We start from the raw sequence: 26166 nt of genomic DNA, 5'->3' as shown, positions 1-26166 counted from the left end.
CTTGATGCCATGGCAATAAATGTTCTTGATGTGGTACCGATTACTGAGCTTCGTCAGCACATCGAGATGGATTCAGATGACCGTGACGCCGTATTAACCCGTTACGCTCAGGGCTCCCTCGACTACTGCATCCGCTTTTGTGACGATCCTCGCTGGAAAACGGCCTCCGACCTTCCCTCACAGGTAGTGAACGCGATGCTGCTTTTTTTCTGTGACGCTTTCGAGCACAGAGGGGCGCAGACTGACGTTCAGCTCTACAGCAATGCCCGAGCAAATGACCTGCTTTTACAGGTTAGAAACTTTCGCGGCGTTATTGACCCGCCCGACGAAAGGGGTAGCTGATGGAGCCAGGACGACTCAGATACCGTGTTACGGTGCAAAATGCTGTTCAGGTCAAACTCCCGTCCGGCCAGCCAAAGGATGAGTGGCACGCCGTTGCAACAGGCGTTCCCGCTGAGGTTAAAGGCATCAGCGGTCGTGAAATCGTCGCCTCTGGTGCAGAAAAAGCAGAGGCCACCATTCGCGTGTGGATGCGATACCGTAACGACATCACCGCAGCTACCCGTCTCGTCTGTGAAACGGGTCCCTACCGTGGGTATATCCTTGACGTGATCGGGATACCCATTGCAGATAACCGGATGACGAGGCTGGAAATTCTCTGTAAGCAGGGGGTGAAGACATGATCGAAACGCGACTGGACTTTTCCGGCCTTATGGACCTGTCAGAAGACCTGAATACTCTCAGCAAAGCCGAAAATCGTAAAGTACTTCGTGACGCGACCCGCGCCGCGGCTACGGTGGTCCGTGACGAAGCCAAAAAGCGTGCCCCACGTAAAACCGGTCGGCTGGCCCGTAATATCGTTGTGGCCACGCTCCGGGAGCGCGATGGCGGCATTGCTTCCGGTGTGCATGTGCGTGGCACCAACCCGGTTACGGGTAAAAGTGACGGTAAAATGAAAACGGGCGACCGCAATAATGCTTATTACTGGCGCTTTCTGGAACTGGGCACATCAAAGATGCCGCCGGTGCCGTTTCTGCGCCCTGCCTATGACGCCCGACAGGAAGATGCTGCGAAAGCGGCCTTTGAGGTGGCGAACCGGTCAATCGATAAGGTGCTGGCAAAATGACAGAGGCAGACGTTTACCCGCTGCTGACTGGTATAGCAGGTGGCAGGGTTTATCCCTACGTTGTGCCACTTAATCCGCAGGGCGAACCGGCAGTCACCGCGCCGTGGGTGGTGTTTTCCATCATCACTGAAGTCTCAGCGGATGTACTGTGTGGTCCGGCAGAGAAAACCGCTTCGCTTCAGGTGGATGTTTACGCCAGCAGTATCGATGAGGCCAGGCTGATTCGTGAAGAGGTCCGCAGTGCGCTTGAGCCGCTCGGTTACAGCGACATGAGCGACACTAACGGCTTCGAGCCGGACACGGCACTTTACCGCGCCATGCTAGACGTGCGCATTATCAACTGATCCACACCAAATCACCATGCCACCTTCGGGTGGCTTTTTTATTTTGGAGAAAAGCATGTCCAGTAAGTATGAAAAAACGAAGGGGATGACCTTTGGCGTGTCATCTGGCCCGGTGACGGTTGCCAATCCTGACAATGTTCAGTGGCTTGAAGCCGCCTGTGCGACGAAGGAGATCACCTACACGGGCGGCCAGAAGTCAGATATTGACGTGACCACGCTCTGCTCGACCGAGCAGGAGCAGACTAACGGCCTGGCTGCACCGGCTGAAATGTCCATTTCCCGTAACTGGGTGGGCGATGAAGAGGCGCAGATATCGCTCCAGACCGCCTATGAAAACGATGAACTCCGCGCCCTGCGGATTCTGTTCCCGTCCGGTAACGGCTTTTACGTACTGGTTGAGGTCCGTCAGAGTTCCTGGACGGCGGGCACATCGGCGGTGGTCAGTGCGACCTATTCCCTGCGTGTGAAAGGCAAGCCGGTTCCGATCAAGGCCAGTCAGCCCGGTTCTTAATTTCAACTGATGCGCCTGCGGGCGCTTTTCCTCTTTTATATATGGCATTGACGCCAGCAGGAATTATGAAATGTCCAAAACAGCACAGAACAAAGCATCACCGGCTTCACTTCGCGCTCTGGCGCTTGCTCCATCGTCCGGTTTCCGTACTGCCTGCGTCACCGTGCCAGAATGGCAGGGCGTGCGCGTAAATATCCGCGAACCCTCGTCACAGGCGTGGCTTGAGTGGGAATCCGTCATTCGCCCTGCGCTTAAAGAAGGCGAGGAAGAAGACGTGCTGACTCCGGCGCAGATCGCGCACCGCAACATTAAAGCCGATGTGATGCTGTTTATTGACGTGGTTCTGGATGAAGACATGATGCCGGTATTCCTGCCTGAAGACCGTGAGCAGGTTCAGGGCATCTACGGGCCCGTTCATGCCCGCCTTCTGAAGCAGGCTCTTCAGCTCAGCACGTCACAGGCAGACGCAGAGGCAAAGTAAAATCGCCCGGCATGTTCTTCCTGATGACGCTTGCGCTCCGTCTGGGGCGCACGCTGCACGAACTCAAGACTTCACTGACGGCTTCAGAACTCAGAATGTGGATCGAGTTTGACCGCATCAGCCCGATTGGTGACAGGCGCGGCGATATTCAGGCGGCACAGGTTGCCGCTGCCACGCTCAACGCTCAGGGCGGTAAGTTCAGTATTGACGATCTTCTGCTCAGGTGGGGCCAAAGCGAACAGCAGCAGGAAGAATCTGACGGGCTGGAAAACTTTCTCGGCGAACTCAGCGCGTAACCGGACATAAAGGGTAAAAAATGGCTACGCTCCGCGAACTCATTATCAAAATTTCCGCAAACTCATCCTCGTTTCAGTCTGAGATTTCGCGCGCTTCACGTATGGGTGCCGATTATTACAAGACGATGGAGCAGGGCGGGCGCAGGGCAGCGGCGGCCTCGCGTGAATCACAGCGGGCGCTGACAGAACTCAATTCACAGCTTGCTTCAGTGCGGGCCACGGCAACCGGCATGGCGGGGGCGTTTGCGGGTGCGTTTGCAACCGGCCAGCTTATCCATTACGCCGATACCTGGAATCAGCTCAGCGGTCGCCTTAAGCTGGCCTCTACCTCTACAGAGGATTTTACCAGCGCACAGAAAACGCTGATGGACGTCAGTCAGCGCACCGGCACGTCTTTTGAGGCCAACGCCAACCTTTACAGCCGTATCGCGTCATCACTGCGTGATGCGGGCTATGCATCACAGGACGTGGCGAAAGTCACCGAAACCGTAGCCACCTCGCTTAAGCTTTCCGGTGCCAGTACGGAGGAAGCCAGTTCCGTTATTACCCAACTCAGTCAGGCGCTGGGTTCCGGCGTCCTGCGCGGCGAAGAGTTTAACGCCATCATGGAAAACGGCGGCAGGCTGGCAAAGCTGCTGGCTACCGGGCTGAACACCACGATTGGCGGTCTGCGCAACATGGCGAATAACGGCCAGTTGACGACCGACAAGCTTATTCCGATCCTGACCAACGTCGAACTGTTGCGCAAAGAGTTTGATACCCTGCCTGCGTCCGTCAGCGGCTCCGCTCAGAAGGTGGAAAACGCCTTTATGGCGTGGGTGGGCGGCACCAACGAGACAACCGGCGCATCAGCCGCGCTGGCGCATACTCTGGACGGTCTTGCGGGTAACATCAATAACGTGGCAACCGCCGCAGGCGTGCTGGTGGCCGTGGGCGTCGCCCGCTATTTTGGCGGCGTGACGTCCGGTGTTGCCAGTGCTACCGCAGCGCTGCTCGAAAACCGCAGAAACCAGATAGCGCTTGCCGATGCACAGGCGGTTGCCGCCGTCCAGGCTCAGCGTAAAGCGCTGGCGAACGCCGAAGCCGCACGCTCTGATTACAACCTTGCCCTGGCTGAAGCGAATGTAGCCAAAAACACCAACGCCTCCGCACTGGCGACGCAGAACCTGACGCAAAAGCGCAGTGCCATGATAGCGGCCAACGCGAATCTGGTCCTTTCAAACCGCGCCGTCACCACGTCACAGGAATCGCTTAACACCGCCACATCGGCAGTGGGCCTGATGAAAACGGCGGGTGCAGGTCTGCTCTCTCTGGTTGGCGGCATTCCGGGGCTGGTGCTGCTCGGTGCCGGTGCCTGGTATACGATGTATCAGAATCAGGAGCAGGCCAGAAAGTCAGCGCAGGAATACGGCAGCACGATTGATGAGGTAAGGAAAAAGGCACAGTCGCTGGCGCTGCCACAGGTTGATGAAAATCGTGGCAAAACCATTGAAGCGCTGAACGAGCAGAACCGACTGATTGATGAGCAGAAGGCCAAGGTTGCCGAAGTTAAGCAGCAGATGGCAGACCTCAGCAGCGCACGGGGCAGCACCGGACTCAGCAGCGAAAATGAGGCCAATATCACCCGTGCAATGGCGATCCTCACGGGCAATCTCAGGGTTGAAGAGGAACGGCTGTATCAGCTTCGCGGCCGCTCTGCAGACATTCAGCAGGCACTGGAGGCGATTGAGCGCCGACGCAATGATCTCATCCGTGAACAGGCATGGCGTCAGAACGCCGCTTACCAGTCGCTGGTGAGCATGAACGGCGAAAACACCGAGTTTAACCGTCTGCTTTCGCTGGGTAACCAGCTTCTGGCTTCACGTAACGGCCTGGTCAGGTCACCAATGGCGGTTCCGCAGGCGGCAGTCAGTGCGCCGGATCAGCAGACACTTCAGCAGAAGCAACAGGCCGCTGAGCTGGCCGGATTAATCGGGCTTGCGAAAGTCAGGAAACAGGCTCAGTTTGACCTGGAAAAAATGGGCCGGACTGGCGTTGAAAATGCCAAGTACTCCATGCAGTACGTCAAGGCGCTGGAGGATGAATACAACAATACGCAGAAAGTATCAGCAGCCAAAAAAGCTGACACTTCCGCGACCAACGCAAAAAACAAGGCAGAGCGTGAAGCGGCCACAACCGCAGAACAGTACAGCCGTAAAATTGCCGATCTGAGCGTAGCCATTGAGGTGCAGAAGGTCAGGGCAACACAGGGGGAAAAAGCCTCAGAGCTTTATGCTGCTTCTCATCAGGCAGGTACCAAATGGACAGAAGATCAGCGCAAAAGCATCCGTAACAATGCGACAGAGCTTGAGCGCTGGACGCAGAAGGCCGATGCAAACGTTAAAAAGCAAAAAGAACAGGCTGAAGCGTTAAAGGATTTAACGCAGGCCGCCAGAAAGCTTCGCGATGAAGCGACGCTCACGACTGAAACCCGTGGGCTGAGCGACAGGCAGCGTTCCCGTTTTGATGAAACCCAGCAGATTAACCGGGTATTCGACAAAACCGACAAAGGGACACAGGCGGTTGCCGCTCAGAAAGCCGCACTGGATGAGCTGGACGCCAAATATAAAGCCATCGCGGCATCTGATGCAGACTGGCGCTCAGGTATCAGTAAAGGTTACGAAAACTGGCTTGAGAGCGTCAGTAATGTGTCCGGCACGGTTTCTCAGGGCATCACCAGTACCATGAGCAGTGCGCTTGATAACATGTCTTCCATGCTGGTTGGCAGTAAAGCCGACTGGAAGTCGTGGGGCCTGTCTGTGCTTCAGATGATATCGAAGGTCGCGCTTCAGATTGCGGTTGTCAATGCAGTCGGCAGCAGCGGTTCGTCGCTGGGCAGTATTCTTGGCTCGGTAGCGGGAAGCTTCGGCGGCGTGGCGACTGGCTCAGCAGGGGCAGCATCTACCGGGGCCATGGGGCTTGCAACCAGTTATACCGGCTATGACGGTGGCGGCTTTACCGGATGGGGTGGAAAACATGAGCCTGCTGGCGTGGTGCATAAAGGCGAGTTCGTATTTACCAAAGAAGCCACTGAACGCATTGGCGTTTCCAACCTTTACTCCATGATGAAAGGCTACGCCGATGGCGGCGTGGTGGGTAATGGCACACCTGCATTCTCATCAGGCGTTGATCGCGCTGGCGGTAATGGCGGCGGTATTGTTGTGAATGCATCGGTGAGTGTCGTCCAGGGCGAGGCTTCGGGTGATGCATTATCCAGCGGTACCCTGAGTGCGGCGAAACAGCTTAAAGGCATCGTTGAAACCACGCTGACTGAACGGATTAAAAAAGAAATATCACCGGGTGGCCTGCTCTACAGGCCCGCTTAAGGGGAATTTATGGCTACAGATACATTTACCTGGTGTGCTCGGGTAGAAGCCAGTGAGCAGGTCGCTGTCTCAGTCATACAGGCACAGTTCGGAGACGGCTACAAACAGGTGGCAGGCCGGGGTATTAACGATCAGTCAGAGTCATGGTCGCTGACGTGTAACGGTAACAAAACAGTAATGGCAGAAGTCCGGGCTTTTCTCCGCAGCCACGTTACAGCGTCATTCTGGTGGACTAACCCCTGGGGAGAGCGAAAGCTGTACCGCGTTAAGGCTGACTCCATCAATCCGAAATTTGTTAACGGCAGCTTTGCGGAGATCGCCTTCACGTTTGAGCAGTCTTTCGCGCCGTGACATGTCACGCATCAACAGGACGCTACGGCGTCCTTTTTTTATGGGTGAAAAATGAGTTTTAATCAGGATGTACAGACCCTTGAGCCTGGCAGTCTGGTGCAGTTGATTGAAATTGACGGCACCAGTTTTGGGCTTGATACCGTTCTTCGCTTTCACGCCTACAACATTGCATCAGAAGGGTGGAAATCCTTTGCGGCTGAAAACCTGCCCTCCATCATCTGGCAGGGAAAAGAGTACGATCCGCACCCCTATGAGCTGAGCGGGGTTGAAATGACCAGTTCAGGGACGCAGCCAACCCCAAAACTTTCGGTTGGAAACGTGGGTAACTACGTCACCGCGCTTTGCCTTCAGTTCGATGACATGGTTAAGGCCAAAGTCAAAATACACACCACGATGGTGAAGTATCTGGATGCGGCCAACTGGACGGCGGGTAACCCTAACGCTAACCCACAGGAAGAGCGGCTTCAGGTTTTCTACGTCAATGCCAAGACCGCCGAAAACCGTAATCAGGTCGATTTTGAGCTGTGCTCTCCCTTTGATATTCAGAGCCTGCAACTTCCTTCCCGTCAGATTACGCCCGTCTGTACCTGGTGTATGCGAGGCTGGTACCGGACCGGAACCGGCTGCGATTATGCCGGTTCCCGTTATTTTGCTAAAGACGGTTCAGCGACTTCTGACCCGTCAAAGGATGTGTGCGGTGGTCGCCTGGCTGACTGTAAGGCGCGGTTTGGTGACAGCGAGCCGCTGCCATTCGGGGGCTTCCCCGCTGCCAACCTTCAGGGGAAATAGCGATGCGCGAAAAGCTGATGACGGCAATACGCGAACACGTAGCCGCAGAATACCCAAAAGAAGCCTGCGGGCTGGTGGTTCAGTCAGGCAGGGCGCAGATATATATTCCCTGTAAAAACATTTCAGAGAATCCGACCGAGCATTTTGCAATTTCGCCAGAGGAAAAACGCCAGGCTGAGCAGCAGGGCTCAGTTCTGATGGTTATTCACTCTCACCCTGATGTGCCTCAGCTTATCCCGTCTGAGCGTGACCGGGTGCAGTGTGATTATTCCGGCGTGGAGTGGGGGATCATGTCCTGGCCGGACGGCGATTTCTGCACCATCAGCCCGCGGGGTGAACGTGAGCTGGTCGGGCGTCAGTGGGTGCTGGGGTTTGCTGACTGCTGGACGCTCATCATGGATTACTACCGTCAGGAACACGGCATCACGCTGAATAACTGGTCGGTGGATTATGAATGGTGGGTAGATGGCAAAGAAAACCGTTATGACGATAACTGGCAGGCTGAGGGCTTTACCGAAGTGTCACTTCAGGACGTGCGCGAAGGCGACATGATCATGATGCGCATTCAGTCGCCTGTCACCAACCATGCAGCAATTTATCTGGGTAACAACCTCATTCTTCATCATAACTCGGGCAATTTATCCACGCGCGTTCCCTATGGGGATTACTGGCGTAACCGTACCGTGCGTGTCGTGCGCCGAAAGGAGCTGGCTGATGCTTAAAATGATGCGTTTAAAAGGGATCATGGCAAAAAAGTTTGGAAAGGTTCACAGGTTTCACGTTGCAGACCTGCGCGAGCTTATCCGCGCTATGTGTTCACAGGTGCCTGGCTTCAAAAAGTACGTATCTAACGCGCATCTTAACGGTATACGTTTCGCGTTCTTCAGTGGCAGAGACAATATCTCGCTACAGGAGTTTGATATGTGCTCAGCGTCTGCTGAGTTTGAAATGGAACCGGTTACTGAAGGTTCCAAGCGCGGCGGCACGCTGCAAATTATTATTGGTGCTGTTGCTATTGTGGCCGCATTTTTTACAGCGGGTGCGTCTCTGGCTGCATACGGCGCAGCCCTTGGCACCGCGACGGCAGCAGGGTTAGCGACATCAGCACTGACCAGCCTGGGTATCAGTATGTTGCTGGGTGGTGTGGTTCAGATGCTGACCCCACAGCCTAAATTTAACGTTGGGGCTTCATCAAGCACGGATAACAAACCCAACTATGCCTTCGGTGCGCCGGTCAATACCGTTGCAATGGGATATCCGGTGCCGGTGCTTTACGGCCAGCGGGAAATTGGCGGTGCGATCATCAGCGCGGGCAGTTTTACCAGCGACCAGCAATAAAATTCAGAATCAGACAGGCCACCTACGGGTGGCTTTTTTTATGGGTGAAATATGCGGCTTCTTGACGGCGAAATCATTTACCAGGGTAACAAGGGCGGCGGCGGCGGTGAGGCGCATACGCCCGTTGAGCAGCCAGACGACCTGCTTTCCGTCGCCAAATTAAAACTGCTGGTTGCAATCTCTGAAGGCGAAATTCAGGGAGACTTAACGGCGCAGCATATTTACCTGAACGACACGCAGCTTGCCAATGATGACGGCACCTATAATTTCACTGGCGTGGTGTGGGACTGGAGGAAGGGCACGCAGGACCAGACCTATATTCCGGGCATGCCTGAAGTGGATAATGAGCTGTCCGTTGGTGTGACCGTCACGCAGTCTGTACCCTGGACACGCCAGTATACTAACCTGTCGCTGGATGCCGTGCGCATCAAACTCAGCCTGCCCGTTCAGTATCAGTATAAAGACAACGGCGATATGGTCGGCACCGAGACGCAGTATGCTATCGACCTGTCAACCGATGGTGGTTCATGGGTGCAGGTTGTGGACGGTCGTTTCAGCGGCAAAACCACGTCCGAATACCAGCGCGATCACCGCATCACACTTCCGCGTGCAACAAGCGGCTGGTCAGTGCGCGTGCGCCGGATCACCGCAGATTCGAATTCCTCAAAGCTCATTAACGCCTTTAAAGTTTTTTCGTTCGCTGAGGTCATCGACAGCAAACTACGCTATCCCAATACCGCATTGCTTTACATTGAAGTCAACGCGCAGCAGTTCAACGGTCAGGCTCCGAAAATCACCTGTAAACCTAAAGGCAAGCTGGTGCGCGTGCCGACCACGTATGACCCGGTAAGCCGCACTTACAGTGGTAGCTGGTCCGGTGATTTCAAATACGCCTATACCAACAACCCTGCGTGGATTTTTTACGACCTGGTGCTGGATAAGATTTACGGGATGGGAAACCGCGTTGATGCGTCCATGATTGATAAATGGGAGCTTTACAGCATCGCGCAGTACTGCGATGAGCCGGTTTCAAATGGCGCGGGCGGCACTGAGCCGCGCTTTACCTGCAACGTATTCATCCAGAGCCAGCAGGACGCCTACACCGTTCTGAAGGACATTGCCGCAATTTTCCGTGGTATCACTTTCTGGGGCAACAACCAGATATTCATCAACGCAGACGTGCCGCAGGTGGACTCCGGCGGCAATGTTGATGTGGACTTTGTTTATCACGCTGCAAACGTCATCGACGGCATGTTCAGCTACGCCGGGGGCAGTTACAAAAACCGCTATTCATCCTGTCAGGTGAGCTGGTCAGACCCGGTAAACCATTATTCCGATACGGTTGAGGGTGTGTACGATTCAGAGCTGGTGCAACGCTATGATGTGCGTGAGATGAGCCTGACGGCGATTGGCTGTACGTCACAGAGTGAGGCGCACCGCCGTGGCCGCTGGGCTATTCTGTCGAATGCCAAAGACGGCACTGTATCATTTGGTGTAGGCCTTGACGGTTATATTCCGGTTCCGGCTGAAATCATCGGCGTTGCTGATCCGTTCCGAAGTGGCAGACAAAACGGCGGTCGGCTGAGTTCGGTTAACGGGCGCAACTTCGGACTGGACCGCGCCATTGATTACGCCGCGGGCGACAGACTTGTGGTGAATCTGCCAGACGGAACGGCACAGACACGCACCATATCCGCCGTCAGTGACGATAAAAAAACAGTAACGGTTGCTACCGCATTCAGAACGCAGCCTGTTGCCGGTGCAGTCTGGGCGATAGACAGTGACAATCTGGCTATCCAGTATTTTCGCGTCACTTCAATCTCCGGCAATGACGATGGCACCTTTACTGTCGCGGGCGTCCAGCATGACCCGAACAAGTATCGCTACATTGATGATGGTGTGCGCATTGAGCCTGCGCCGATCACCGTTACTCCCATAAATGTTCTCAAGGCCCCGTCCAGTATCAAACTGGCAGAGGTCAGCTATGTTGAGCAGGGGCTGTCTGTTGCTTCGATGCAGGCCACATGGGACAGTGTTGAAGGTGCAATCAGCTACGTGGCTCAGTGGCGCAAGGACAAGGGCGACTGGGTTAACGTCAGCCAGACCAGTGCACAGAGCTTCAGTATCCGGGGCGTTTACAGTGGTGTTTACGACGTGCGTGTCAGGGCGGTGAATGCCGCTGAAGTCTCTTCACCCTGGGGATTTTCCGACAGCACGACAATAACAGGCAAGGCGGGCAAACCCGGAACGCCTGTTAACCTGATGGCCACGGACAATGTGGTGTGGGCTATCGATGTCACATGGGGTTTCCCTGATGGCTCTGGTGATACGGCGTACACCGAGATTCAGGTGGCTACAACCGCAGACGGTCAGAATCCGCAGTTCCTGGCTTACGTACCCTATCCGGGGGTGAGCTATCAGCATGGCCCGATGCCCGCTGGCGTTCGTCGCTGGTACCGCGCGCGGCTGGTGGACAAAATCGGTAATACCGGTGACTGGACAGACTTTAAAGCGGGTATGTCCAACGTCAATGCCGATGATCTGATAGGCAGCGTGGTTGAAGAATACCTTCAGTCTGAAGACGGCAAGGCGCTTCTTACGCCGCTGATTACTGACCCGGGTGCACTGGCCGAAAGCATTCTCGCCAATTATGACGATGTGCAGCAGCAGTGGGCCAACTTTGGAGAGAACCGTGCCGGAATCATTGAGGCCAGAAAGGTTGCAGCAGACGCCCAGAGTTCAGTTGCTGAGCTGAACACAGCCGTTACAGCCGGATTCAAAGCAACCAATCAGGCTATTGCGGATAACTCCGCCGCAATTCAGCAGAAAATGACCGCTTATGCTGATGCTAACGGCGGTTCGGCCATTTACACACTGAAAGCCGGTATCAGCTACGGTGGGGTGAACTACGATGCGGGTATGTCCGTCGCCGTGACTATCAACGGCTCTCAGGTCAACACGCGCTTTGCAGTCAATGCTAACCAGTTCGTCGTTATCAATGGCAGCGGAAATAACGTGTATTCACCTTTCGTTATAAAAGACGGGCAGGTTTTAATCAGCCAGGCTTTTATTGGTCAGGCATGGATTGGCAGGGGGAATATCACTGATGTGCTCCAGTCTGATAATTACGTGCAGAATCAGGTGGGTCTGAGCATTAACTTTAAAACCGGCGTTATTGAAAACTACGGCTCTGTATCTGGTGAAGGAAAGTATAAACAGACCAACACCGGAATATCAGTATTGTCTGCCGATGGTTCGCTGGTTCAGGTGGGCCGTTTAACTGGAGAGTTCTGATGGCTAACTGGGGGTTTGGTACCTGGGATGCTCAGAAGCGAGATACCAATACCGGGATAGTAAGAATTCTGGTTGCCGGAACCCTCGAAGTGGCAAATGGTCAGCAGAACGGATCATTTTCCTTTCAGGTTCCGGCTGGTTATCGCCTTGACTATACCTTTCAGGCCAATATGGGGGCATCACCTTCAGCAAGGCGAAGGGTAAGTATCTCAGGTAATAATTTCAGCATCAGTGCCGCAGGCGATTCTGATTACTCAACAGGAACGCTTCAGGCCTATGCAGGAACATTTCTTTTTTTCGTCAGGAAATAGAATATGGATTTTGGGGTTGCTCTTTCTGATAATTCAGGTAATCCCTTTTACATAAAAGGGACCATGCCATTAACCTTGATGGGAAAACAAACTTTTTCAGTACCTTCTGGTGGGTTAGCATCGTCGGTTGTGCATGAGAATGATAATGTTTTAAGGTTGTTTTACTACTATGCATCTGGAGGTGATGGTTATGCGTTCTATTCCAGAGACGCTCAAAATCGCGGGGTGCTTACATACGGGGGCAATAACACTGCATGCGTAATTACGCTTTACACATTCGGATATCAGTATCAAAATCCGCCTAAGTTCGGTATAGCTATTTTTGATAACGCCTCTCCGCGCCGGTGCATTATTCATAATCAGTCTAAGGTGCTCAGTAATGTTCAGAACCTCGGAACGGAAGGGGATTCTAACGCTGGCTACAACATTTCAGTCAATCTGTCGGGGAGATGGGCCATAAGCCCGGTAATGACAGGCGTCATTAATGGTGTTATCAATCAGGGAGGGCAACCCTATCCTTTTCAGTCAATATTTTATGCCAGGTCATTTTATGATGGAAATAATTCAGCGATTGCCTCAGTATTAGATAAAGGGTTGCCGGGAGGTGGTACAGGCAACGTCACATATTCAAACTTCCGAAACAGAATTTTTGCTGTCGATATGTCAAGGTATTAAAAATTAGATCTTTAAGATCGAATATTCGGTTTGAAATAATACACATGATGAAATAAAAAAACTGGAAACCACTTTAAGGAAGAAAAAATGAAAGCAATTGCTGTTTTATTTCCGTTATTTTTGATCTCTGGGTGTCAGACTTTGCCGCCTGTACAGTGCACCGCAACAGCGAGAATCGGTGGTCAGGATACCACTGTTCAGATATACGGCGTCAGGAAGCAGTCTAACCAGACACAGTATTACGCCGGAAACCCCTTCGGGTGGAAGTGGGTATCAAAAAATAACTTCACGCAGTCTACTTGCGAAAAATAAGCAACAAACCAATCACAAATAACCCGGCCATTGAGCCGGGTTTTTTATTGCCCGGAGATCGCCATGGCAGCAGGCACTATCGCATTAACCAATAACTCAACCACAGTAAACGGGAGCGGTACCAGCTTTACTACAGAGCTGAAGACGGGCGATTTCGTTTACGTCACGGTAGGTGGCGCGCCCTATACGCTGGTGGCTGCTAACATCACGTCGGATACTCAACTTACCCTTGCCGTAGCTTTCGACGGCCCGACAACCAGCGGATTAGCCTGGAATGCTGTACCCGCATCTTTGCAGGTTGCTATAACGCAAAAAATCCTCAATGACTTTGCAAGCGTGGCGCGTGGCCGCATTCTGGACTTCCAGAACTGGCAGAAGATTTACAGTGATGCTCAGTCAGTAGATGTAGTCCGCCCGGACAGGACCACGTTCACCGGCCCTTCATGGGGATACATGGCGAACCAGTACAAAAACAAGATGGATAAAAACCAGAACCTGAACGACCTGGCAGATAAAGGGACGGCATGGAATAACCTTGCACGATACGGAAGTGAAGCTAGCACTGCCGCTCAGGGTAATGACTCCAGGCTTAATACTGTCAATGGTAAGTCGGGTGGGACCATTTCCAGCGCGGTGACGATTAACAGTTCTTTAACTGCGGGTCAGGCGGCGGGGCTTGCTGTTGCAGCAGGTGAAAACAACCGTGTTGAGCTAAATAATACTTCATCAGGTGGTAATACCGGCAATCCCGTAGGCTGGACAGTTTACCGCTGGTATAACGAACTTGTGCAGACCGGCATCCGTCGAGCAGGCGACACAACCATTCAGTCGTATTTTATAGCGATGTCCGCCGTGGGCTCATTTGAGTTTCAGCGCTCAGGCAATGCTTCTGCTCCTGGCTCATGGGTTAACGGATCGGATGAACGTCACAAGACGAAAATTAAGACTGTCAGCGACCCCTTGTCTGCTGTTCTGTCCTGGAGGGGAGCGACATACGATAAAAAAGATGGTCTGTCTGAGGTAGGTCTGATTGCTCAGGATGTGGAGAAGTGCTGTGCAGAAGCCGTAACGACTAATGGTGACAGGAAGTTTATGGACGGGACTGTCATTCCAGACTTCAAATATCTGAACACGGCGGGCGCGGCGGCGGCGTATCACACTGAAGCCATCAAGACTATTTTTGAAATTCTTTACCAGCTTGCAGAATCACCCGAAGAAGCACTGAAAACGCTGGAAGTTATCCGCAAAAGAGCTGAGGAAATCAAAAATATCAGTATTGAACAGGAGTCTCCCCGTAAAGAGAAGCCACCTGTATTTGATGTCCCTACCAATGAAGAACCGGTCAACAACGAAGAGACAGGATCGTAAAAAAGCCCGGCGACCGGGCAATGGCTCAGACGCTCCTGTCTCAGCAGGTCTACGGGGTGGGTGATTAAAGCTTAGTCATTCATCCTTATCCTTCTAGCTTCTTTGCCACTTTGGACCCTTTTACCCCTCCTATAAGACTTCCAGTTGAAAACCACCTCACGTTATGGCCAGTATATACTGGCTGCTGCTGTGCATTTCCCTTAACCTATTTTCTACCGAAGCCAGCAATCTGGCTTAATTATCACAAAACAACCGATTTTACGTCGTCTGTCATTCTTCTTAGTTATAAGAGGCGGTCATGGATAAAGTTGTTATCGAAAAGGTGACCCTTACCAAAAAGGAAGCTACTGCTTTTCTAGGCATATCTCAGAGAATACTTATGGAGTGGATTATGGAAGGGAGACTCACTGCCTACAGACTAAGCAGCAAACCGAAATCGCCATATCTTTTTCTTCGTGAAGATTGTTTAGATGCATTGACGAAACTCAAGTACGAGCCTGTATGTCCGACTGATTTTAAAGGTAAAAATTACCAGAGTGTTGATTGCACGTCACCTTGGTATAGGGCAAAGGTAAAAGAGGAACTTGACGAGCTTTTAAAACCAAGACCCAAGCGGCAGAAAAAAACTGAAGCAGGCGAGGATAAGCGCTCAAAGGAGTGACCGCTATGCTAACTCGACGTAATGAGAAGGGAGTTTACCGGGATGTGGCGGGGATGGTCAGAATGGTGAAGTAGCGGCAAAAAAAGCCTGCACGGAGACGGGCTCTTAGCTTTGAGGTATCAGCTTGAGTATCTGACGGAGTTCATTGCTGGCTTTCCAAATGTCGTCCTGAGTGTCGCCATCCCATTCGGGCGTCATTGCTCTCTCTGCCTCAAGATACTTTAGCCTGATGTGTATCTCAGCGATTTCGTCCCGCCCGCATCTGGCGGCTATTCGGTGAAGGCTCTCAATGGGTGTCGGCTCCCATGGCTTCAGGTTTAATCGTTCCTGTTTAAATAGTACTGCTAGTTTTTTGCTCATAAGGTAAATTTAAAGACCCCACTCGGTGGCGCGCTATCGATGTTACAGGCATAAAAAACCCGGCGCGGCGGCCGGGTTAATCACAAAGCGTGTTTGGCAAATTCAATAATCGATTTTTCATCATCATGCTTGAAATGAGCAAGGTCATATTTGTCGAATGTTTTTCTGATCTCACTCATGGCCTTAGACTCGGAAGCTGAGGGAGAGGTATGGCCATCGATTGTAAAAAGTACCTTAGCAAGATTGAGTAAATTTTCATTAGCAGCTCTTGTTACACGAGCAACCCAATGGTCACAATGCTCCATCATTTTACCTGGTTCTTTCTGATTGAACGCTAAAGGCTTAATTGCGCACAATATTTTTCCATCATCTTTGGCAACAAATGGCATCTTAAACCGGGTTAGCTCTCCGCCGAGAGTTTCCTCTTTGAACGCACCCTTAAGTTCAGAATATGAGTTAATCCGTGACCTCAATTCCTTAGTTAATATCTGTTCCCTGCGTTCCTTGCTGTATTCAGAGTGATTAATGAACTTATCATAAAGGATGTTAAGTTCCTTCTCTGGGTTTTGGGCCATGACTACACGGGTAGAGCTGAATTGAAAGATTGATTCCTTTTTTGCCGTTAAGTGGCTGAAGAATGTGGCAAAATCAGAAGGTGTTTTAAATGAATGAGTATGTGCTTGCGCAAGTTGCAACTCACGAGCAACAGCATCTTTCGCAAGAGGAAAAATAGTATCATCTCGGAAGAAAGCGCTAACCCTGGCATCGTTACTATTTGTAAGCTTGAACTGAAGGATTCTTTTTTTTGGCGCGCACAAGACTACCCCTATGTTTGCAAACTCTTCAGTTTCTGCATAAGGTGCATATCTTACGATGCTGTAAAGACATGGCGTAGTCACTTGATATTGCTCCAAAATTTATCTTCCAATATCCGATCTAAAGTTGAACCTATAAAATCAACATAGTTGTCATGCTCTTGTTCATCTTCAATTTTCCATTCTTCAGGTATTTCTGAAATCGAATTAGGAAGAACCCCCCTCACTCTTTTGGTTTCTTCTTCATAAGATTCTCTATCAACCAGATCGAAAATCCATGAACGGTGCCTTTCACTATAGACATGGTAGTCAAACTCACCAGGAACCTCATCATGATCGAACGCGAGGTTGTGGTCAATTAGGTAATGTCTATTGTTTCTGTAATCAAAAATAATATTTACGTTACCGCCCGCTGGAGACAATGATCTGTCTGAATTATTTATCCATTTATCAAATAGATAGATCTTTTTCTGGTTAGTGGTATCGATGTTGTGGTGAGCTTGAGGGAAGGTAATCGGAGAAACGCCAGTGATAAACTTGGTGGCAAAAGCGTAGCCCTCATTTAACTCATTTTTCCATTCAGGCACAAATTCAGTCAGCGACTTGTCAACGTAGACGATTTTGAAGTCTGGCAACGATAGTCCTAACTCTTTTGCTAGGCATGCAGAAACCCACTCTGCTATCAACTGTTTTTTTGGTAAGCATGGCATGCCTTTAACAACATAGAGCTCATCGTCATCACACCTACATAGAAATGGCAGGGTGGCACAGTCCGGTATGCGCCTAACTATTTCTATAACATTAAGATTATTTGCATTCATTATCTTAAATTACGTCCATGAATGTATAAACACTATGCTGTCGCAGTTATCATTTAAGAAACATACGTGAAATCTTCAACCAAACGCCTTTGTCGGCCACTGAGCCTTAAATCCCTTCGCCATCCACTCGCGGAACATTCTAATGATTAGCATTAGCGGGAGGTGAGTAAAGGTATCATGCTAGACGCTGATATGATCAGCTAAACATTGAAGCAGAAAAGCCTTGGTGCTCAAAACTACTATAGCTGAGGATGAGCGCGCCTTAAAGTCAGCTATAGGAGTAATTAACCGGAGCAAATCATACCTGTTTTGAAGTTTTTTCTTCTCAGTCATGTCAGTCTGCTAACCAAATTGAAATCTAGCAAATAGAACTTGGGGGTATTTTTGGGGGTATCCTGCTTTATGTAAACAGCATGTTTTGATAAATATCAATCGCTTGAATGTTAATATTTAATCCTGTAGGGCACTATATTTCAATGATTTAAGCAAGCTTCAAACCTACCTGATTTACTCCTTGTGTCGTATTTGTGTCGTTATCACCTAAAAGCGAGTCAATTTTGCGCGCATGTTCATTCAGGTGGTTGGGTGCCAGGTGTGCATACCTGCGTACCATTTCGATGCTTTCCCATCCTCCCATTTCCTGCAATGCCGAAAGTGGAACACCTGCCTGTATCAGCCAGCTTGCCCAGGTATGCCGTAAGTCGTGAAAACGGAAATCCTCAATACCTGCCCGCTTGAGTCCTATCCGCCACGCCGTGTTATCATCACAGCGCATTTTTCTGACTGATGGCGTCTTGGTGCCGTCTGGTCTGGTTGCCTCTTTGGTGTGAACGAAAACCCATCGTGAATGTTTTCCTATTTGCTCCTTCAGTACCCGGCATGCGGTATCATTCAGCGCTACGCCAATAGCCTTGCCCGCTTTGGCGTTCACCGACATGATCCGGCAGGGCGTCGCCAACCTTGAGGCGGAGCGAAACGCAGCCATGCTTGAGTTTATGAAAGAGAAAGATGTGGCGAGCATGTCAGGCCGATTGCTGAACCGTTGGGGAAGGGTAAAGAAACCACAGTTGCTGGCACGAATAGAGCGAATCGACCAGCACGGGCAAATCACCATCCCTGGACTGTCAAAGTGATCATCACAAGGCGCATTTGCGAGGACGCCTGACAATTTACATAAAGATTTTTTACCGATTGCCGATTAACAAATGCAAATCTCAATCGGAAGGTCATTATGAAAAACTCATTGATAGCGGCAATAATTGGATGCGCCTCACTAGTAAGCTTTAGCGCTAATGCTGAATGGGTAACTAAGGTCGAAGATGACCTTTTCTCAGGCGGCAAGCAAGCCATGATGTACGGCACCATTTCACCAATGAATGGGATTATTTTTGACTGCACAAAAGATGAGCTTTCATTATCTTATGTTGAAAAGGGGCCATTTAATGCTAAAGAGCTGATTCCTGTAACGATAATTGTGAAAGTGGATGGCAATGACCCTCAAAGGTTAGAAGGCAACTTCAAAAAACGTAACGATGAGTACATGCAGGGCACAACCAATCAAGCTGGTATTATTCAAGTTCTAACTCAATTGAAGCAGGCAAAGTCAAAAATGCTTATTGGCTTGAACGTTCAAGCTGTGAATAAAAAAATGAGCTTTAGTGCCGATGTCGTGGGTTCAACCAAGGCTGTGAATGAATTTGCTGAAGCTTGTGAAATCAAGATTTAACGCCGCATAAACTTTATCAAAAAATTGTATTAAACCGCCTACGTGCGGTTTTATCGCTATCACAAATTGGATCCGGAAATATTCACTCCCATAGGAATGATGTTTTTTCTTGATTGAACACAATACTGGCTCTATGCCATTCCTTGCCATCAAGCAGCATTTCTACGCACTGCGTAGGATAAAGGTCATCAGCAGGTTCAAACCGTTCATACCCTGATTCAGCACTAAGCATCACATCGTGATTCACGCTGACTATCCAACCATCTGGATTGGTAGGATTGGGCTCCCTGAGACACAAAAGCCTGGCCTGAAAAAAATTATCAGGAAGGCCATTGAGCATACAGCCTGTTGCCCATTGAAGAAGCTCTTCTGTTGAATATTCTGGCTTAGAGTCTTGTTGTTTTTGCTGGTCAGTGATTAGTCGCTTGAATGTGGTGAGAAAAGAAAACATACCGCCTCCTTGGTTGTCCCAAAGATAACATATTATTGCCATCACCACTGGCTCTCTAATTTTGATGGCAATATATTCGGGGGATAGAGAGGCTCTCAATGTCCTACACCTACCGCATCACCGTCACGACGACATATGGTGAGACGCATGTTGGCCTGATGAACCGATCACAGCCGGAGATAGTTAACGGCTTCATCGGCATTGCTCAGGAAGATGGCGCTTGGGTGTACCTCGCGCCGGATGACGTACTCAAGATGGATTTTAAGCCTGAACCAAAATAGTTGTCTAGACTAAAGAAAGGACATCATGAATCGCCACGGATAATCCAGACACTTCCGAGCCGTTGATAATATTGGTTTTTGTATTCTGCCGGTGGTATCTGATTGCTCGAACCATGCCGACGCCCACAGTTATAAAACATTTCGATGTAATCAAAAATATCGCTGCGGGCATCTTCCCGTGTTCCGTAGATCTTTTTCTTAACCCGTTCGCGTTTCAGTAGCTGGAAAAACTTTCCGCAACCGCGTTATCATGGCAGTTACCGCGACGACTCGTGCTGCCTTCCAGACTGTGTGATTTCAGGAAAGATTGCCACTCATGGCTCGTGTATTGACTGCCCAGATCAGAGTGAACCAGTATCTGTTTTTGAGGATTACGCCTCCGCACTGCCATAAGTAATGCGTTCAGGACAATATCTTTTGTCATGCGGCGTTGCATTGACCAGCCGATAACTTTACGGAAACGTCAACCACCACGGCCAGATAAAGCCAGCCTTCGTGGGTTCGGATGTAGGTTATGTCCGCCATCCAACGCTCATCCGGTGAGCCCGGATTAACCTGCCGCTGGAGCCTGTTGGGTACCACGACACTGGCTTCGCCTTTACATGCCCTTAGGCTACGGTACCCAACCTGAGTTTTATTCCGGCACGATTCATCAGCCGCCAGACCCGGTTCACTCCATACTGCTGCCCGGTATCACGCAGATCGAGATGGATCTTGCGATAACCATACACGCACCCAGACTCAAACCAGAACTGTTTGATCTGCCCGGTTATCATCTGGTCTGCCTGGTGACGCTGTGAATGTGGCTGCTAAAGCCAGAAATAAAATCCACTCGGATGGACGTCCAGAACCCGACAGAGCAAACGAACAGGCCAGCAACGGCTGTTGTCGCGGATAAAGGCGTACCTCAGTCAGACAGTTTTGCGAAGTACGCCGCGGCTTTTTTTTTATAATTTGCGTTCGTCTGTAACCCGCTTCAATTCTTTCTGAAGACGGCGGATCTCGGCCTGAGCATCTGTCTGTTCATTATTAATGGAAGAATCAGGACCGTACTTTTTTAACCAGGCATAGAGACTGTGGTGATATCAAGTCTGCTGGCGACGCTTGCGATGGAGTGACCACGTTCATCGACCTGTTTAACCGCTTCAATTTTGAACTCGTCGGGAAACGTTTACCGCTCATGGGTACCTCTCTTTTAAGTCATCTTAAATGACTTTCAGGAGTCTGTTAAACCTGTGGCGATTCACAGCGATGATCTTGTTTAGCCTTTAATGAGTAAAATTTATCAGCTTAACGAATGAATTAGACATCGATATATATAAGACGCTGATTAACTCTGTTTAGGAAATTTATATATGTTTAATTTCATAAAAGCCTCAATCGTTGCATTTTCTGTTGTCACATCATTTTCTGCCATGGCGGGCTGGCAACCTTATAAAACCGTCACTTTGGATGGATATAACAATACCATTCCCGGTGGGAGTTTTTACAATGAAACTAATGTGGCTTCTGGAGTGTATCGTTTTCGTATTGACCCGGAATCAGCCGGCGTCGATTACGCAACGGGGCAGGCAGGAAACACACGTTCTAAATCTGCTGCTTTAATGATCTACGATCGCACTACTACTTCTGATAAATCAGCCGCTGTAAGTTTTTATGGCTTGAATGATGATGGGCTTGAGGCTTCATCGCTTATGCATGCTTTTCCACAAGGTGGTGGATTTGATTTGTATCTACAGGACTGGCAACGTGCAGATAATTCTGGCTCTGTAAGCGTAATTATCGAAAAGTGGCAAAATTAACGTTGCTCTGAAGCGTAAATAGCATCAGGCGCTCTGTATCCAGAGCGCTAATTTATTTGTCGTCTTTTATATCTCTTTGGTTAAATTATAAATATTTCATGTGGTTATAAAAGTGAATTATGAAGATCGCGACCTGGTCTACCAAAGATTACCACTAAAACAGGTCATTAATAGCAGGATGTTACATTAAAGCGGACCATGCTTATCTTTAAATGGAAATTAATAATTTAACCTAACTCTTATACAATTAATGGGTTGATAAATTTATGCCGGGTTTTCCGTCTGTTGATGTGCTAAGGATAATCCACTCAGGCTGATGAGCACGGAGAATGCGCCACTATCAAGATTCACCTCACTTTGAATGAATCAGATTTGTGACAGGAGTTAAATAACATTATGGTGCCGTTAGTGCGATTTACTCTGTTAGTGCTGTTATCGCCATCGTATTGTCATATGGCCATGCTCATACTCATCCGTACAGGGAACATCATAATGCTACGGCAGTGCACATAGTTGCATGCTGCTCATGATGAACTGTTCGATGCTGGTCTTAGCAAAAAATGTTGAGAAATGAACAGGCGGACAGGTAATTTTTCTGCTCATAAGTATAAACCCGTTATCAGGTTTTAACGATTGTCACATCGTTATTATCCGTAGTCGATGCGGAAAGTTTTTATCACCTACAATTACTATTGTAGGGTCAGTACTAAGGACCAGTGCTTTTAGCTAATGACTGAAGGTAAGGGTAAAAAAAATATGTACTGTTTCTGGGCGCAGTTCACCTGAAAGATTTCGAAAATGGATGTGTCTTTCTGACCGTTCGGTTATGCGGTTTCTGTGGGGCAGAGATATAGCGACTTTTGTCATCAGGTCTTTCATCGCCGAACGTATTTCAACGGTGCCAGGCCTTAGGTATGGAGAAAAACATAATGCAGCCATTAAAGAGTGAGAACCGGCCAAAGCTGACCCCCGCAATGCTGTTACTGCCATTCGACATTTTAATGCTGTCTCAGCGTTTCGCTAAAACGGGTCACAATAAGCACGTATCAAAAGACCGTAATTTACTCGCTTCAATCAGAATGTCTCCGCGAGTGATAAACGTGGTGCTTTGTGTCGTTCTGCTACTGCTTACGGGCTGTACCGGCACGCTGAACTGAGATGTATAAGGATTTTGACGGGTCAGGCAGCACTATACCCGGTTTTACTGGAGGGATTTCCAGCGCTATTCAAAAAGCAAGCCGTGAAAAAACACCTACTGACTGTCGTTGCGTGTATAAAAACGCGGTTAGCGTCTCGATCGTTAAGACCGCAGTCAGCAGGCAAAGAACAGAATTACTCTGGGTCGGAGACCGAAGCGGAAGGCTTCAGTTTAACGACAAAGTGTTCTTTTTTTAGAATTTTTGCCCCTTTATCACACCAGTGATCGGTGAATCTGAAAAACTCATCCGTGGTCAATTCAAAACACAACTCAACATTCTTAGCCAGTCCTTTGGACAGTAATTCATTAGCCTGTTCTAAAGAGTGGGCTTTTGTCGTTTTCATGTAACAACTCCAGTGCGTTTAAGAAGAGCGTGTATAACCCCTCAGAGAACCTATCACAGGATGATGACAATTATACGACGATGTAAAACATACGTGGGTCCGGCGGAAGAGAATTCAGTGAAACCAGGAGAAGGGGTGAACTGGCACCAGGTGCTGTACGTGGAAGGGCAGATCGGCTCAGCTTGCAGCGCAGCATACTCGGTTAGTATCAATTTTTCTGATGGTTTTATTCTTTCCGGGGGCAGGGAATCAGTCTGAAGGCGTTTGGAAACGACGTGCTTGCAGAGCATAATGCTGCTCAGGTGTTTGTGTGGTTAATTAAAGGTGATGAACAAAAAACTCAAGCGCAATCCGAAGTTAGCTTGAGAGGGTTCTCGCTTATGCATCTGATTACAAAGTGATAAAGCTCACTTTGCTATCCTTTAGTATAGTTTTTTTTGATCTAAAGTCTAGTTGTTATGAAGCGGGTTAAGGTTCAATATAATTTATGATTTAAAAAAGAAACCCCCACACCACCAGTGGCCTCGGAAACCTCAAGGGTTGATGTGAGGGTGGCTAACACAGCCAACACCAGGGAATACTCCGCGCTCATCATACACTTTTTATAAGAAATAGATAAATTTTTTTGAATGGTTATCAGCCCTGCTCGTTACAGGGCTTTTTTTCGTTTAAGCGTCTCATAATGCTTCTTAGTCAATGGGCGACTTGCCTCGCTCTGGCTCATATCTGCACCTTTTCAGAAAGGCGTTAGATCCTGTGATCGTATTGCGGCACAGGGCACTTAGAGACGTTCGTCCTTAGGTCCGAATAATAGGTGATTTAATGGTGCCTCAGCTGACTTATTGAGGGGAACATTTCGTGCATTTCGTGCTTTCTTTAAACGGAAACACTATGCCAGATGCTTCTGCTTTAGTGACGCGTTTAACACATCTATCATGATCAGATCCCGTAATTGAACCGGACCCATAAGTCATTATTCCGTTCTTTACATTCATCTTTTTAGATTTGGTGGTGGCTCCTCATCAGTTCTTATCCTCAATGTCAGTCTGGGCTAAGCGTTTAAACTCAAAGCGCAGAATGTTTATTTCTCGTTTACTTCCGCTTCTTTATCTTATTAACAGTGAATTTTTTGTAAGCTCGGAGCTCCGGATGTTCAAATCCTCGCACTAATAAGCGCTTATAAACTTCAAAAAGTGCTGAGCGGATAAAGGGATTCAGCATTTTGCTTAAGAAGCACATTTTGCATCTTTATTGGGCCGTTTCTGTAAAGATTTTTGCGAACAGACATAGAGCTTATACACCGTATTTTTACTCTAAAAGTCGGTAAGACAAGCGAGTAACGCGTGAACACAAAACATTTTCAGGTTATTTTTCCTGCAACACGGGCCGCTGCCCCGGATGCATTTATACCTCTGACATCCACAGACAGCAGCGATACTCGCACGCAGCGTATTACGACTCTCTTTCCTCTTGCGCAGCAAATTCCCTTATTTTTATGCTTTATTTTTTTTAGCTGCTGGTTATTACCAGGATTGGTAGGACATGAACCCTGGAAGCCTGACGAAGCTTATACATTTGGGTTAATTCGCCACATCGCGCAGACCGGTGACTGGGTAGTGCCTACGCTGGCAGGTGAGCCTTTTATGGAAAAGCCGCCGCTCTATTTTGTGGTGGCGTCGTTTTTCCTTCGGTTGTTCAGTCCGTTATTAGGCGAGCCGGATGCAGCGCGTCTGACTACGGGCTTCTTCATCCTGATCGCCTGTTACGCTATTGCACTATCTGCCAGAGAGTTACTGGGTAAGGGCGCCGGACGCTGGGCTGTTCTTATTCTCTTTGCCTGCGTCGGTTTTCCCATTCGGGCGCACCAGATGATTACCGATACGGCTTTGCTGGCGGGCGGTGCCATCGGCATTTATGGTTTCGTGTTGGGGATTCGACGCCATGTTGCTGGCGGCATTGTACTGGGCGTGGGCGCTGCCGTTATGTTTCTCTCAAAGGGGCTACTGGGTCCCGGGATTCTGGGAGTAACGGCGATGGGGTTACCGTTGCTCAATACTGAATTTCGCAACAGGCGCTACGTCATCTTTTGTGCCATTGCTTTTTTGGTTTTTTGCCCGCTGGTCGCGCCCTGGCTTTACGCGCTCTGGATGCGTTCAGAAAAACTGTTTTCAACCTGGCTTATGGTGAATAACTTTGGCCGATTTGACGGTACCGCCAGACTGGGTCCGAAAGCGAAGCCGTTCTTTTATCTTAAATTGCTTCCGTGGTATGCATTTCCAGCGCTTCCTATGGCGGTATGGTGGTTATGGCGCAGCGGGGCAAACGGCATTAGCCCGGCAGTCAAAGTCCTGTTGACGTTTTTTGTGGCAGGTTTTGCTACATTGTCTGCCGCCGCAGATGCACGCGAACTCTATGCCATGCCGTTGTTGCTGCCACTGGCAATATTAGCGGCGGGGGCGTGTCAACGAAAAGCGGAGTGGGCTGAAAAATTGCGGCCCTGGTCTCTGGGCCTGTTTTGTCTGCTTCCTGCGGTGATGTGGGGCGCGGGGATTATACTGATAACCGGTTGGCCTGTCCCGTTATGGAATAAGTGGGTGGCGCCAGGCGCACCTGGATTTATGCCTGAGTTCCATCCGCTTATGTTTAGCGTGGCACTGCTGGTTACCCTGATGATGAGTGGCATCGTATTTTTCCATCGGGCAGCGCGACAAAGCCCCTTATATATCTTCACCAGTTGTATAACCCTGTGCTGGGTGTTGGCCATGACGCTTGGCATGCCTTATCTGGATTATACGAAGCGTTATTCAGACGTCTTTATCCCGATGCGAGCCTGGCTGCCTAAAGATGAGTGCGTAGCCAGTCGGCACCTTGGCGAGCCACAGCGCGCGTTACTGGAGTATTACGACGGCTTAGTCACGCTAAGGGAAGGAAAGCACAGAGGTGCCTTTCGCTGTCACTGGCTTCTGGTACAGCACGATAAAAAGCATCCGCAGGAATTTGTGGATGGCACGCTTGTCTGGCAGGGAGAAAGACCAGCAGATAAAGAAGAAAGCTATCAACTTTATCGGCTTGATGGCCAGGACATTTTTTCTTTAGCGCCAACGGTGCCTGGGATAGTCTCACAGGCACAGTGATATCACCTACGG

At 49.7% G+C, this 26166-nt stretch carries 26 protein-coding genes and 3 pseudogenes; 23 read left to right on the top strand and 6 right to left on the bottom strand.

Annotation, left to right across the window (positions count from 1 at the left end; genetic code table 11):
- The first annotated feature begins 9 nt into the window (after nucleotides 1-9).
- The 18 genes from GC087_RS17065 (at nucleotide 10) to GC087_RS16980 (ending at nucleotide 15222) form a co-directional block, all read left to right on the top strand.
- Nucleotides 10-342, top strand: coding sequence for a head-tail connector protein (locus tag GC087_RS17065; RefSeq protein ID WP_082999231.1), 333 nt, complete (start codon nucleotides 10-12; stop codon nucleotides 340-342).
- Nucleotides 342-683: a phage head closure protein gene (locus GC087_RS17060; RefSeq protein WP_324028798.1), complete on the top strand. Its 342-nt coding sequence runs from the start codon at nucleotides 342-344 to the stop codon at nucleotides 681-683. The genes GC087_RS17065 and GC087_RS17060 overlap by 1 nt, the downstream gene beginning before the upstream one ends.
- The gene (locus GC087_RS17055) at nucleotides 680-1126 is read left to right on the top strand and encodes an HK97-gp10 family putative phage morphogenesis protein (protein ID WP_324028797.1); all 447 of its coding nucleotides are present in this window, start codon (nucleotides 680-682) and stop codon (nucleotides 1124-1126) included. Before GC087_RS17060 ends, GC087_RS17055 begins: the two co-directional genes overlap by 4 nt.
- Nucleotides 1123-1470, top strand: coding sequence for a tail completion protein gp17 (gene gp17, locus GC087_RS17050; protein WP_324028795.1), 348 nt, complete (start codon nucleotides 1123-1125; stop codon nucleotides 1468-1470). Before GC087_RS17055 ends, gp17 begins: the two co-directional genes overlap by 4 nt.
- A 55-nt stretch (nucleotides 1471-1525) precedes the next feature.
- Nucleotides 1526-1981 carry a phage tail tube protein gene (locus GC087_RS17045; RefSeq protein ID WP_324028793.1) on the top strand — a complete coding sequence of 152 codons (456 nt, stop codon included), beginning with the start codon at nucleotides 1526-1528 and terminating at the stop codon, nucleotides 1979-1981.
- A gap of 70 nt (nucleotides 1982-2051) precedes the next feature.
- Nucleotides 2052-2462 carry a phage tail assembly chaperone gene (locus tag GC087_RS17040; RefSeq protein ID WP_064352391.1) on the top strand — a complete coding sequence of 137 codons (411 nt, stop codon included), beginning with the start codon at nucleotides 2052-2054 and terminating at the stop codon, nucleotides 2460-2462.
- Between the two features lie 23 nt (nucleotides 2463-2485).
- Nucleotides 2486-2758: a phage tail assembly protein T gene (locus GC087_RS17035; RefSeq protein ID WP_164482262.1), complete on the top strand. Its 273-nt coding sequence runs from the start codon at nucleotides 2486-2488 to the stop codon at nucleotides 2756-2758.
- A gap of 20 nt (nucleotides 2759-2778) precedes the next feature.
- On the top strand, nucleotides 2779-6123 hold the full coding sequence (locus tag GC087_RS17030; RefSeq protein WP_324028791.1) for a phage tail tape measure protein: 3345 nt from the start codon (nucleotides 2779-2781) through the stop codon (nucleotides 6121-6123).
- Nucleotides 6124-6132: 9 nt separating this feature from the next.
- The gene (locus tag GC087_RS17025; RefSeq protein ID WP_324028788.1) at nucleotides 6133-6474 is read left to right on the top strand and encodes a phage tail protein; all 342 of its coding nucleotides are present in this window, start codon (nucleotides 6133-6135) and stop codon (nucleotides 6472-6474) included.
- 51 nt (nucleotides 6475-6525) lie between these two features.
- Nucleotides 6526-7263 carry a phage minor tail protein L gene (locus GC087_RS17020; RefSeq protein ID WP_324028786.1) on the top strand — a complete coding sequence of 246 codons (738 nt, stop codon included), beginning with the start codon at nucleotides 6526-6528 and terminating at the stop codon, nucleotides 7261-7263.
- Nucleotides 7264-7265: 2 nt separating this feature from the next.
- Nucleotides 7266-7985 (top strand): C40 family peptidase, encoded by a 720-nt coding sequence (locus tag GC087_RS17015; RefSeq protein WP_324028785.1) that lies wholly within the window; start codon nucleotides 7266-7268, stop codon nucleotides 7983-7985.
- Entirely contained in the window at nucleotides 7978-8601 is a 624-nt protein-coding gene (locus tag GC087_RS17010; protein WP_324028783.1) for a tail assembly protein, read from the top strand. The genes GC087_RS17015 and GC087_RS17010 overlap by 8 nt, the downstream gene beginning before the upstream one ends.
- Nucleotides 8602-8652: 51 nt before the next feature.
- Nucleotides 8653-11895: a TipJ family phage tail tip protein gene (locus GC087_RS17005; protein ID WP_324028781.1), complete on the top strand. Its 3243-nt coding sequence runs from the start codon at nucleotides 8653-8655 to the stop codon at nucleotides 11893-11895.
- Nucleotides 11895-12206, top strand: a complete 312-nt coding sequence (locus GC087_RS17000) for a hypothetical protein (protein ID WP_324028780.1) — start codon at nucleotides 11895-11897, stop codon at nucleotides 12204-12206. Before GC087_RS17005 ends, GC087_RS17000 begins: the two co-directional genes overlap by 1 nt.
- Nucleotides 12207-12209: 3 nt before the next feature.
- On the top strand, nucleotides 12210-12881 hold the full coding sequence (locus GC087_RS16995) for a hypothetical protein (RefSeq protein WP_324028778.1): 672 nt from the start codon (nucleotides 12210-12212) through the stop codon (nucleotides 12879-12881).
- 87 nt (nucleotides 12882-12968) lie between these two features.
- A complete protein-coding gene (cor, locus tag GC087_RS16990; RefSeq protein WP_324028777.1) occupies nucleotides 12969-13193 on the top strand; it encodes a phage exclusion lipoprotein Cor in 225 nt (74 codons plus the stop codon).
- A 63-nt stretch (nucleotides 13194-13256) separates the two neighbouring features.
- Nucleotides 13257-14561: a tail fiber domain-containing protein gene (locus tag GC087_RS16985; RefSeq protein WP_324028776.1), complete on the top strand. Its 1305-nt coding sequence runs from the start codon at nucleotides 13257-13259 to the stop codon at nucleotides 14559-14561.
- Between the two features lie 298 nt (nucleotides 14562-14859).
- Nucleotides 14860-15222, top strand: coding sequence for a helix-turn-helix domain-containing protein (locus tag GC087_RS16980; protein WP_324028774.1), 363 nt, complete (start codon nucleotides 14860-14862; stop codon nucleotides 15220-15222).
- A 440-nt stretch (nucleotides 15223-15662) separates the two neighbouring features.
- Here GC087_RS16980 and GC087_RS16975 read toward each other — a convergent pair whose 3' ends face one another.
- The 3 genes and pseudogenes from GC087_RS16975 to GC087_RS16965 all read right to left on the bottom strand — a co-directional run.
- On the bottom strand, nucleotides 15663-16481 hold the full coding sequence (locus tag GC087_RS16975) for a DUF3037 domain-containing protein (RefSeq protein WP_416383440.1): 819 nt from the start codon (nucleotides 16479-16481) through the stop codon (nucleotides 15663-15665).
- The gene (locus tag GC087_RS16970) at nucleotides 16478-17218 is read right to left on the bottom strand and encodes a HipA family kinase (RefSeq protein ID WP_324028770.1); all 741 of its coding nucleotides are present in this window, start codon (nucleotides 17216-17218) and stop codon (nucleotides 16478-16480) included. Before GC087_RS16970 ends, GC087_RS16975 begins: the two co-directional genes overlap by 4 nt.
- A 481-nt stretch (nucleotides 17219-17699) precedes the next feature.
- Nucleotides 17700-18146: pseudogene (locus GC087_RS16965) on the bottom strand (site-specific integrase); the annotation flags it as partial.
- A 31-nt stretch (nucleotides 18147-18177) separates the two neighbouring features.
- Between GC087_RS16965 and GC087_RS16960 the strand changes: the two are divergent.
- Nucleotides 18178-18351 (top strand): annotated as a pseudogene (locus GC087_RS16960) (Rha family transcriptional regulator); the annotation flags it as partial.
- A 98-nt stretch (nucleotides 18352-18449) separates the two neighbouring features.
- The gene (locus GC087_RS16955) at nucleotides 18450-18944 is read left to right on the top strand and encodes a hypothetical protein (RefSeq protein WP_058701132.1); all 495 of its coding nucleotides are present in this window, start codon (nucleotides 18450-18452) and stop codon (nucleotides 18942-18944) included.
- A gap of 82 nt (nucleotides 18945-19026) precedes the next feature.
- Here the strand turns inward: GC087_RS16955 and GC087_RS16950 are convergent, their stop codons facing one another.
- Nucleotides 19027-19395 carry a hypothetical protein gene (locus tag GC087_RS16950; RefSeq protein WP_324028768.1) on the bottom strand — a complete coding sequence of 123 codons (369 nt, stop codon included), beginning with the start codon at nucleotides 19393-19395 and terminating at the stop codon, nucleotides 19027-19029.
- Nucleotides 19396-19493: 98 nt separating this feature from the next.
- Here GC087_RS16950 and GC087_RS16945 point away from each other — a divergent pair, with 98 nt between their 5' ends.
- Complete coding sequence (locus GC087_RS16945) at nucleotides 19494-19676, top strand: hypothetical protein (protein WP_324028766.1); 183 nt, start codon at nucleotides 19494-19496, stop codon at nucleotides 19674-19676.
- Nucleotides 19677-19699: 23 nt separating this feature from the next.
- Here the strand turns inward: GC087_RS16945 and GC087_RS16940 are convergent.
- Nucleotides 19700-20826: pseudogene (locus tag GC087_RS16940) on the bottom strand (IS3 family transposase).
- 205 nt (nucleotides 20827-21031) lie between these two features.
- Between GC087_RS16940 and GC087_RS16935 the strand changes: the two are divergent.
- Entirely contained in the window at nucleotides 21032-21478 is a 447-nt protein-coding gene (locus GC087_RS16935) for a hypothetical protein (protein WP_058701129.1), read from the top strand.
- Nucleotides 21479-22810: 1332 nt separating this feature from the next.
- Here GC087_RS16935 and GC087_RS16930 read toward each other — a convergent pair.
- Nucleotides 22811-23020, bottom strand: a complete 210-nt coding sequence (locus GC087_RS16930; RefSeq protein WP_033738740.1) for a hypothetical protein — start codon at nucleotides 23018-23020, stop codon at nucleotides 22811-22813.
- A gap of 1532 nt (nucleotides 23021-24552) precedes the next feature.
- Here GC087_RS16930 and GC087_RS16925 point away from each other — a divergent pair.
- Nucleotides 24553-26154, top strand: coding sequence for an ArnT family glycosyltransferase (locus GC087_RS16925; protein ID WP_324020298.1), 1602 nt, complete (start codon nucleotides 24553-24555; stop codon nucleotides 26152-26154).
- Nucleotides 26155-26166: the final 12 nt, after the last annotated feature.

The organism is Pantoea sp. JZ2 (assembly GCF_035191405.1).
GTDB lineage: Bacteria > Pseudomonadota > Gammaproteobacteria > Enterobacterales > Enterobacteriaceae > Pantoea > Pantoea stewartii.
The sequence above is the reverse complement of the archived record's forward strand: the minus strand, read 5'-3'. Positions and strand labels throughout refer to the sequence as shown.

What these genes read in the sequence shown, in the direction of transcription:
- GC087_RS17040 (WP_064352391.1), top strand. Translation starts at nt 2,052, where the DNA reads ATGTCCAAAACAGCACAGAACAAAGCATCACCGGCTTCACTTCGCGCT.
- GC087_RS16970 (WP_324028770.1), bottom strand. Translation starts at nt 17,218, where the DNA reads ATGAATGCAAATAATCTTAATGTTATAGAAATAGTTAGGCGCATACCG.
- GC087_RS17060 (WP_324028798.1), top strand. Translation starts at nt 342, where the DNA reads ATGGAGCCAGGACGACTCAGATACCGTGTTACGGTGCAAAATGCTGTT.
- GC087_RS16935 (WP_058701129.1), top strand. Translation starts at nt 21,032, where the DNA reads ATGTTTAATTTCATAAAAGCCTCAATCGTTGCATTTTCTGTTGTCACA.
- GC087_RS16955 (WP_058701132.1), top strand. Translation starts at nt 18,450, where the DNA reads ATGAAAAACTCATTGATAGCGGCAATAATTGGATGCGCCTCACTAGTA.
- GC087_RS17010 (WP_324028783.1), top strand. Translation starts at nt 7,978, where the DNA reads ATGCTTAAAATGATGCGTTTAAAAGGGATCATGGCAAAAAAGTTTGGA.
- GC087_RS17000 (WP_324028780.1), top strand. Translation starts at nt 11,895, where the DNA reads ATGGCTAACTGGGGGTTTGGTACCTGGGATGCTCAGAAGCGAGATACC.
- gp17 (WP_324028795.1), top strand. Translation starts at nt 1,123, where the DNA reads ATGACAGAGGCAGACGTTTACCCGCTGCTGACTGGTATAGCAGGTGGC.
- GC087_RS17045 (WP_324028793.1), top strand. Translation starts at nt 1,526, where the DNA reads ATGTCCAGTAAGTATGAAAAAACGAAGGGGATGACCTTTGGCGTGTCA.
- GC087_RS16950 (WP_324028768.1), bottom strand. Translation starts at nt 19,395, where the DNA reads ATGTTTTCTTTTCTCACCACATTCAAGCGACTAATCACTGACCAGCAA.
- GC087_RS17035 (WP_164482262.1), top strand. Translation starts at nt 2,486, where the DNA reads ATGACGCTTGCGCTCCGTCTGGGGCGCACGCTGCACGAACTCAAGACT.
- GC087_RS17005 (WP_324028781.1), top strand. Translation starts at nt 8,653, where the DNA reads ATGCGGCTTCTTGACGGCGAAATCATTTACCAGGGTAACAAGGGCGGC.
- GC087_RS16980 (WP_324028774.1), top strand. Translation starts at nt 14,860, where the DNA reads ATGGATAAAGTTGTTATCGAAAAGGTGACCCTTACCAAAAAGGAAGCT.
- GC087_RS16930 (WP_033738740.1), bottom strand. Translation starts at nt 23,020, where the DNA reads ATGAAAACGACAAAAGCCCACTCTTTAGAACAGGCTAATGAATTACTG.
- GC087_RS17015 (WP_324028785.1), top strand. Translation starts at nt 7,266, where the DNA reads ATGCGCGAAAAGCTGATGACGGCAATACGCGAACACGTAGCCGCAGAA.
- GC087_RS17025 (WP_324028788.1), top strand. Translation starts at nt 6,133, where the DNA reads ATGGCTACAGATACATTTACCTGGTGTGCTCGGGTAGAAGCCAGTGAG.
- GC087_RS16995 (WP_324028778.1), top strand. Translation starts at nt 12,210, where the DNA reads ATGGATTTTGGGGTTGCTCTTTCTGATAATTCAGGTAATCCCTTTTAC.
- GC087_RS17055 (WP_324028797.1), top strand. Translation starts at nt 680, where the DNA reads ATGATCGAAACGCGACTGGACTTTTCCGGCCTTATGGACCTGTCAGAA.
- GC087_RS16945 (WP_324028766.1), top strand. Translation starts at nt 19,494, where the DNA reads ATGTCCTACACCTACCGCATCACCGTCACGACGACATATGGTGAGACG.
- GC087_RS16985 (WP_324028776.1), top strand. Translation starts at nt 13,257, where the DNA reads ATGGCAGCAGGCACTATCGCATTAACCAATAACTCAACCACAGTAAAC.
- cor (WP_324028777.1), top strand. Translation starts at nt 12,969, where the DNA reads ATGAAAGCAATTGCTGTTTTATTTCCGTTATTTTTGATCTCTGGGTGT.
- GC087_RS17030 (WP_324028791.1), top strand. Translation starts at nt 2,779, where the DNA reads ATGGCTACGCTCCGCGAACTCATTATCAAAATTTCCGCAAACTCATCC.
- GC087_RS17020 (WP_324028786.1), top strand. Translation starts at nt 6,526, where the DNA reads ATGAGTTTTAATCAGGATGTACAGACCCTTGAGCCTGGCAGTCTGGTG.
- GC087_RS17065 (WP_082999231.1), top strand. Translation starts at nt 10, where the DNA reads ATGGCAATAAATGTTCTTGATGTGGTACCGATTACTGAGCTTCGTCAG.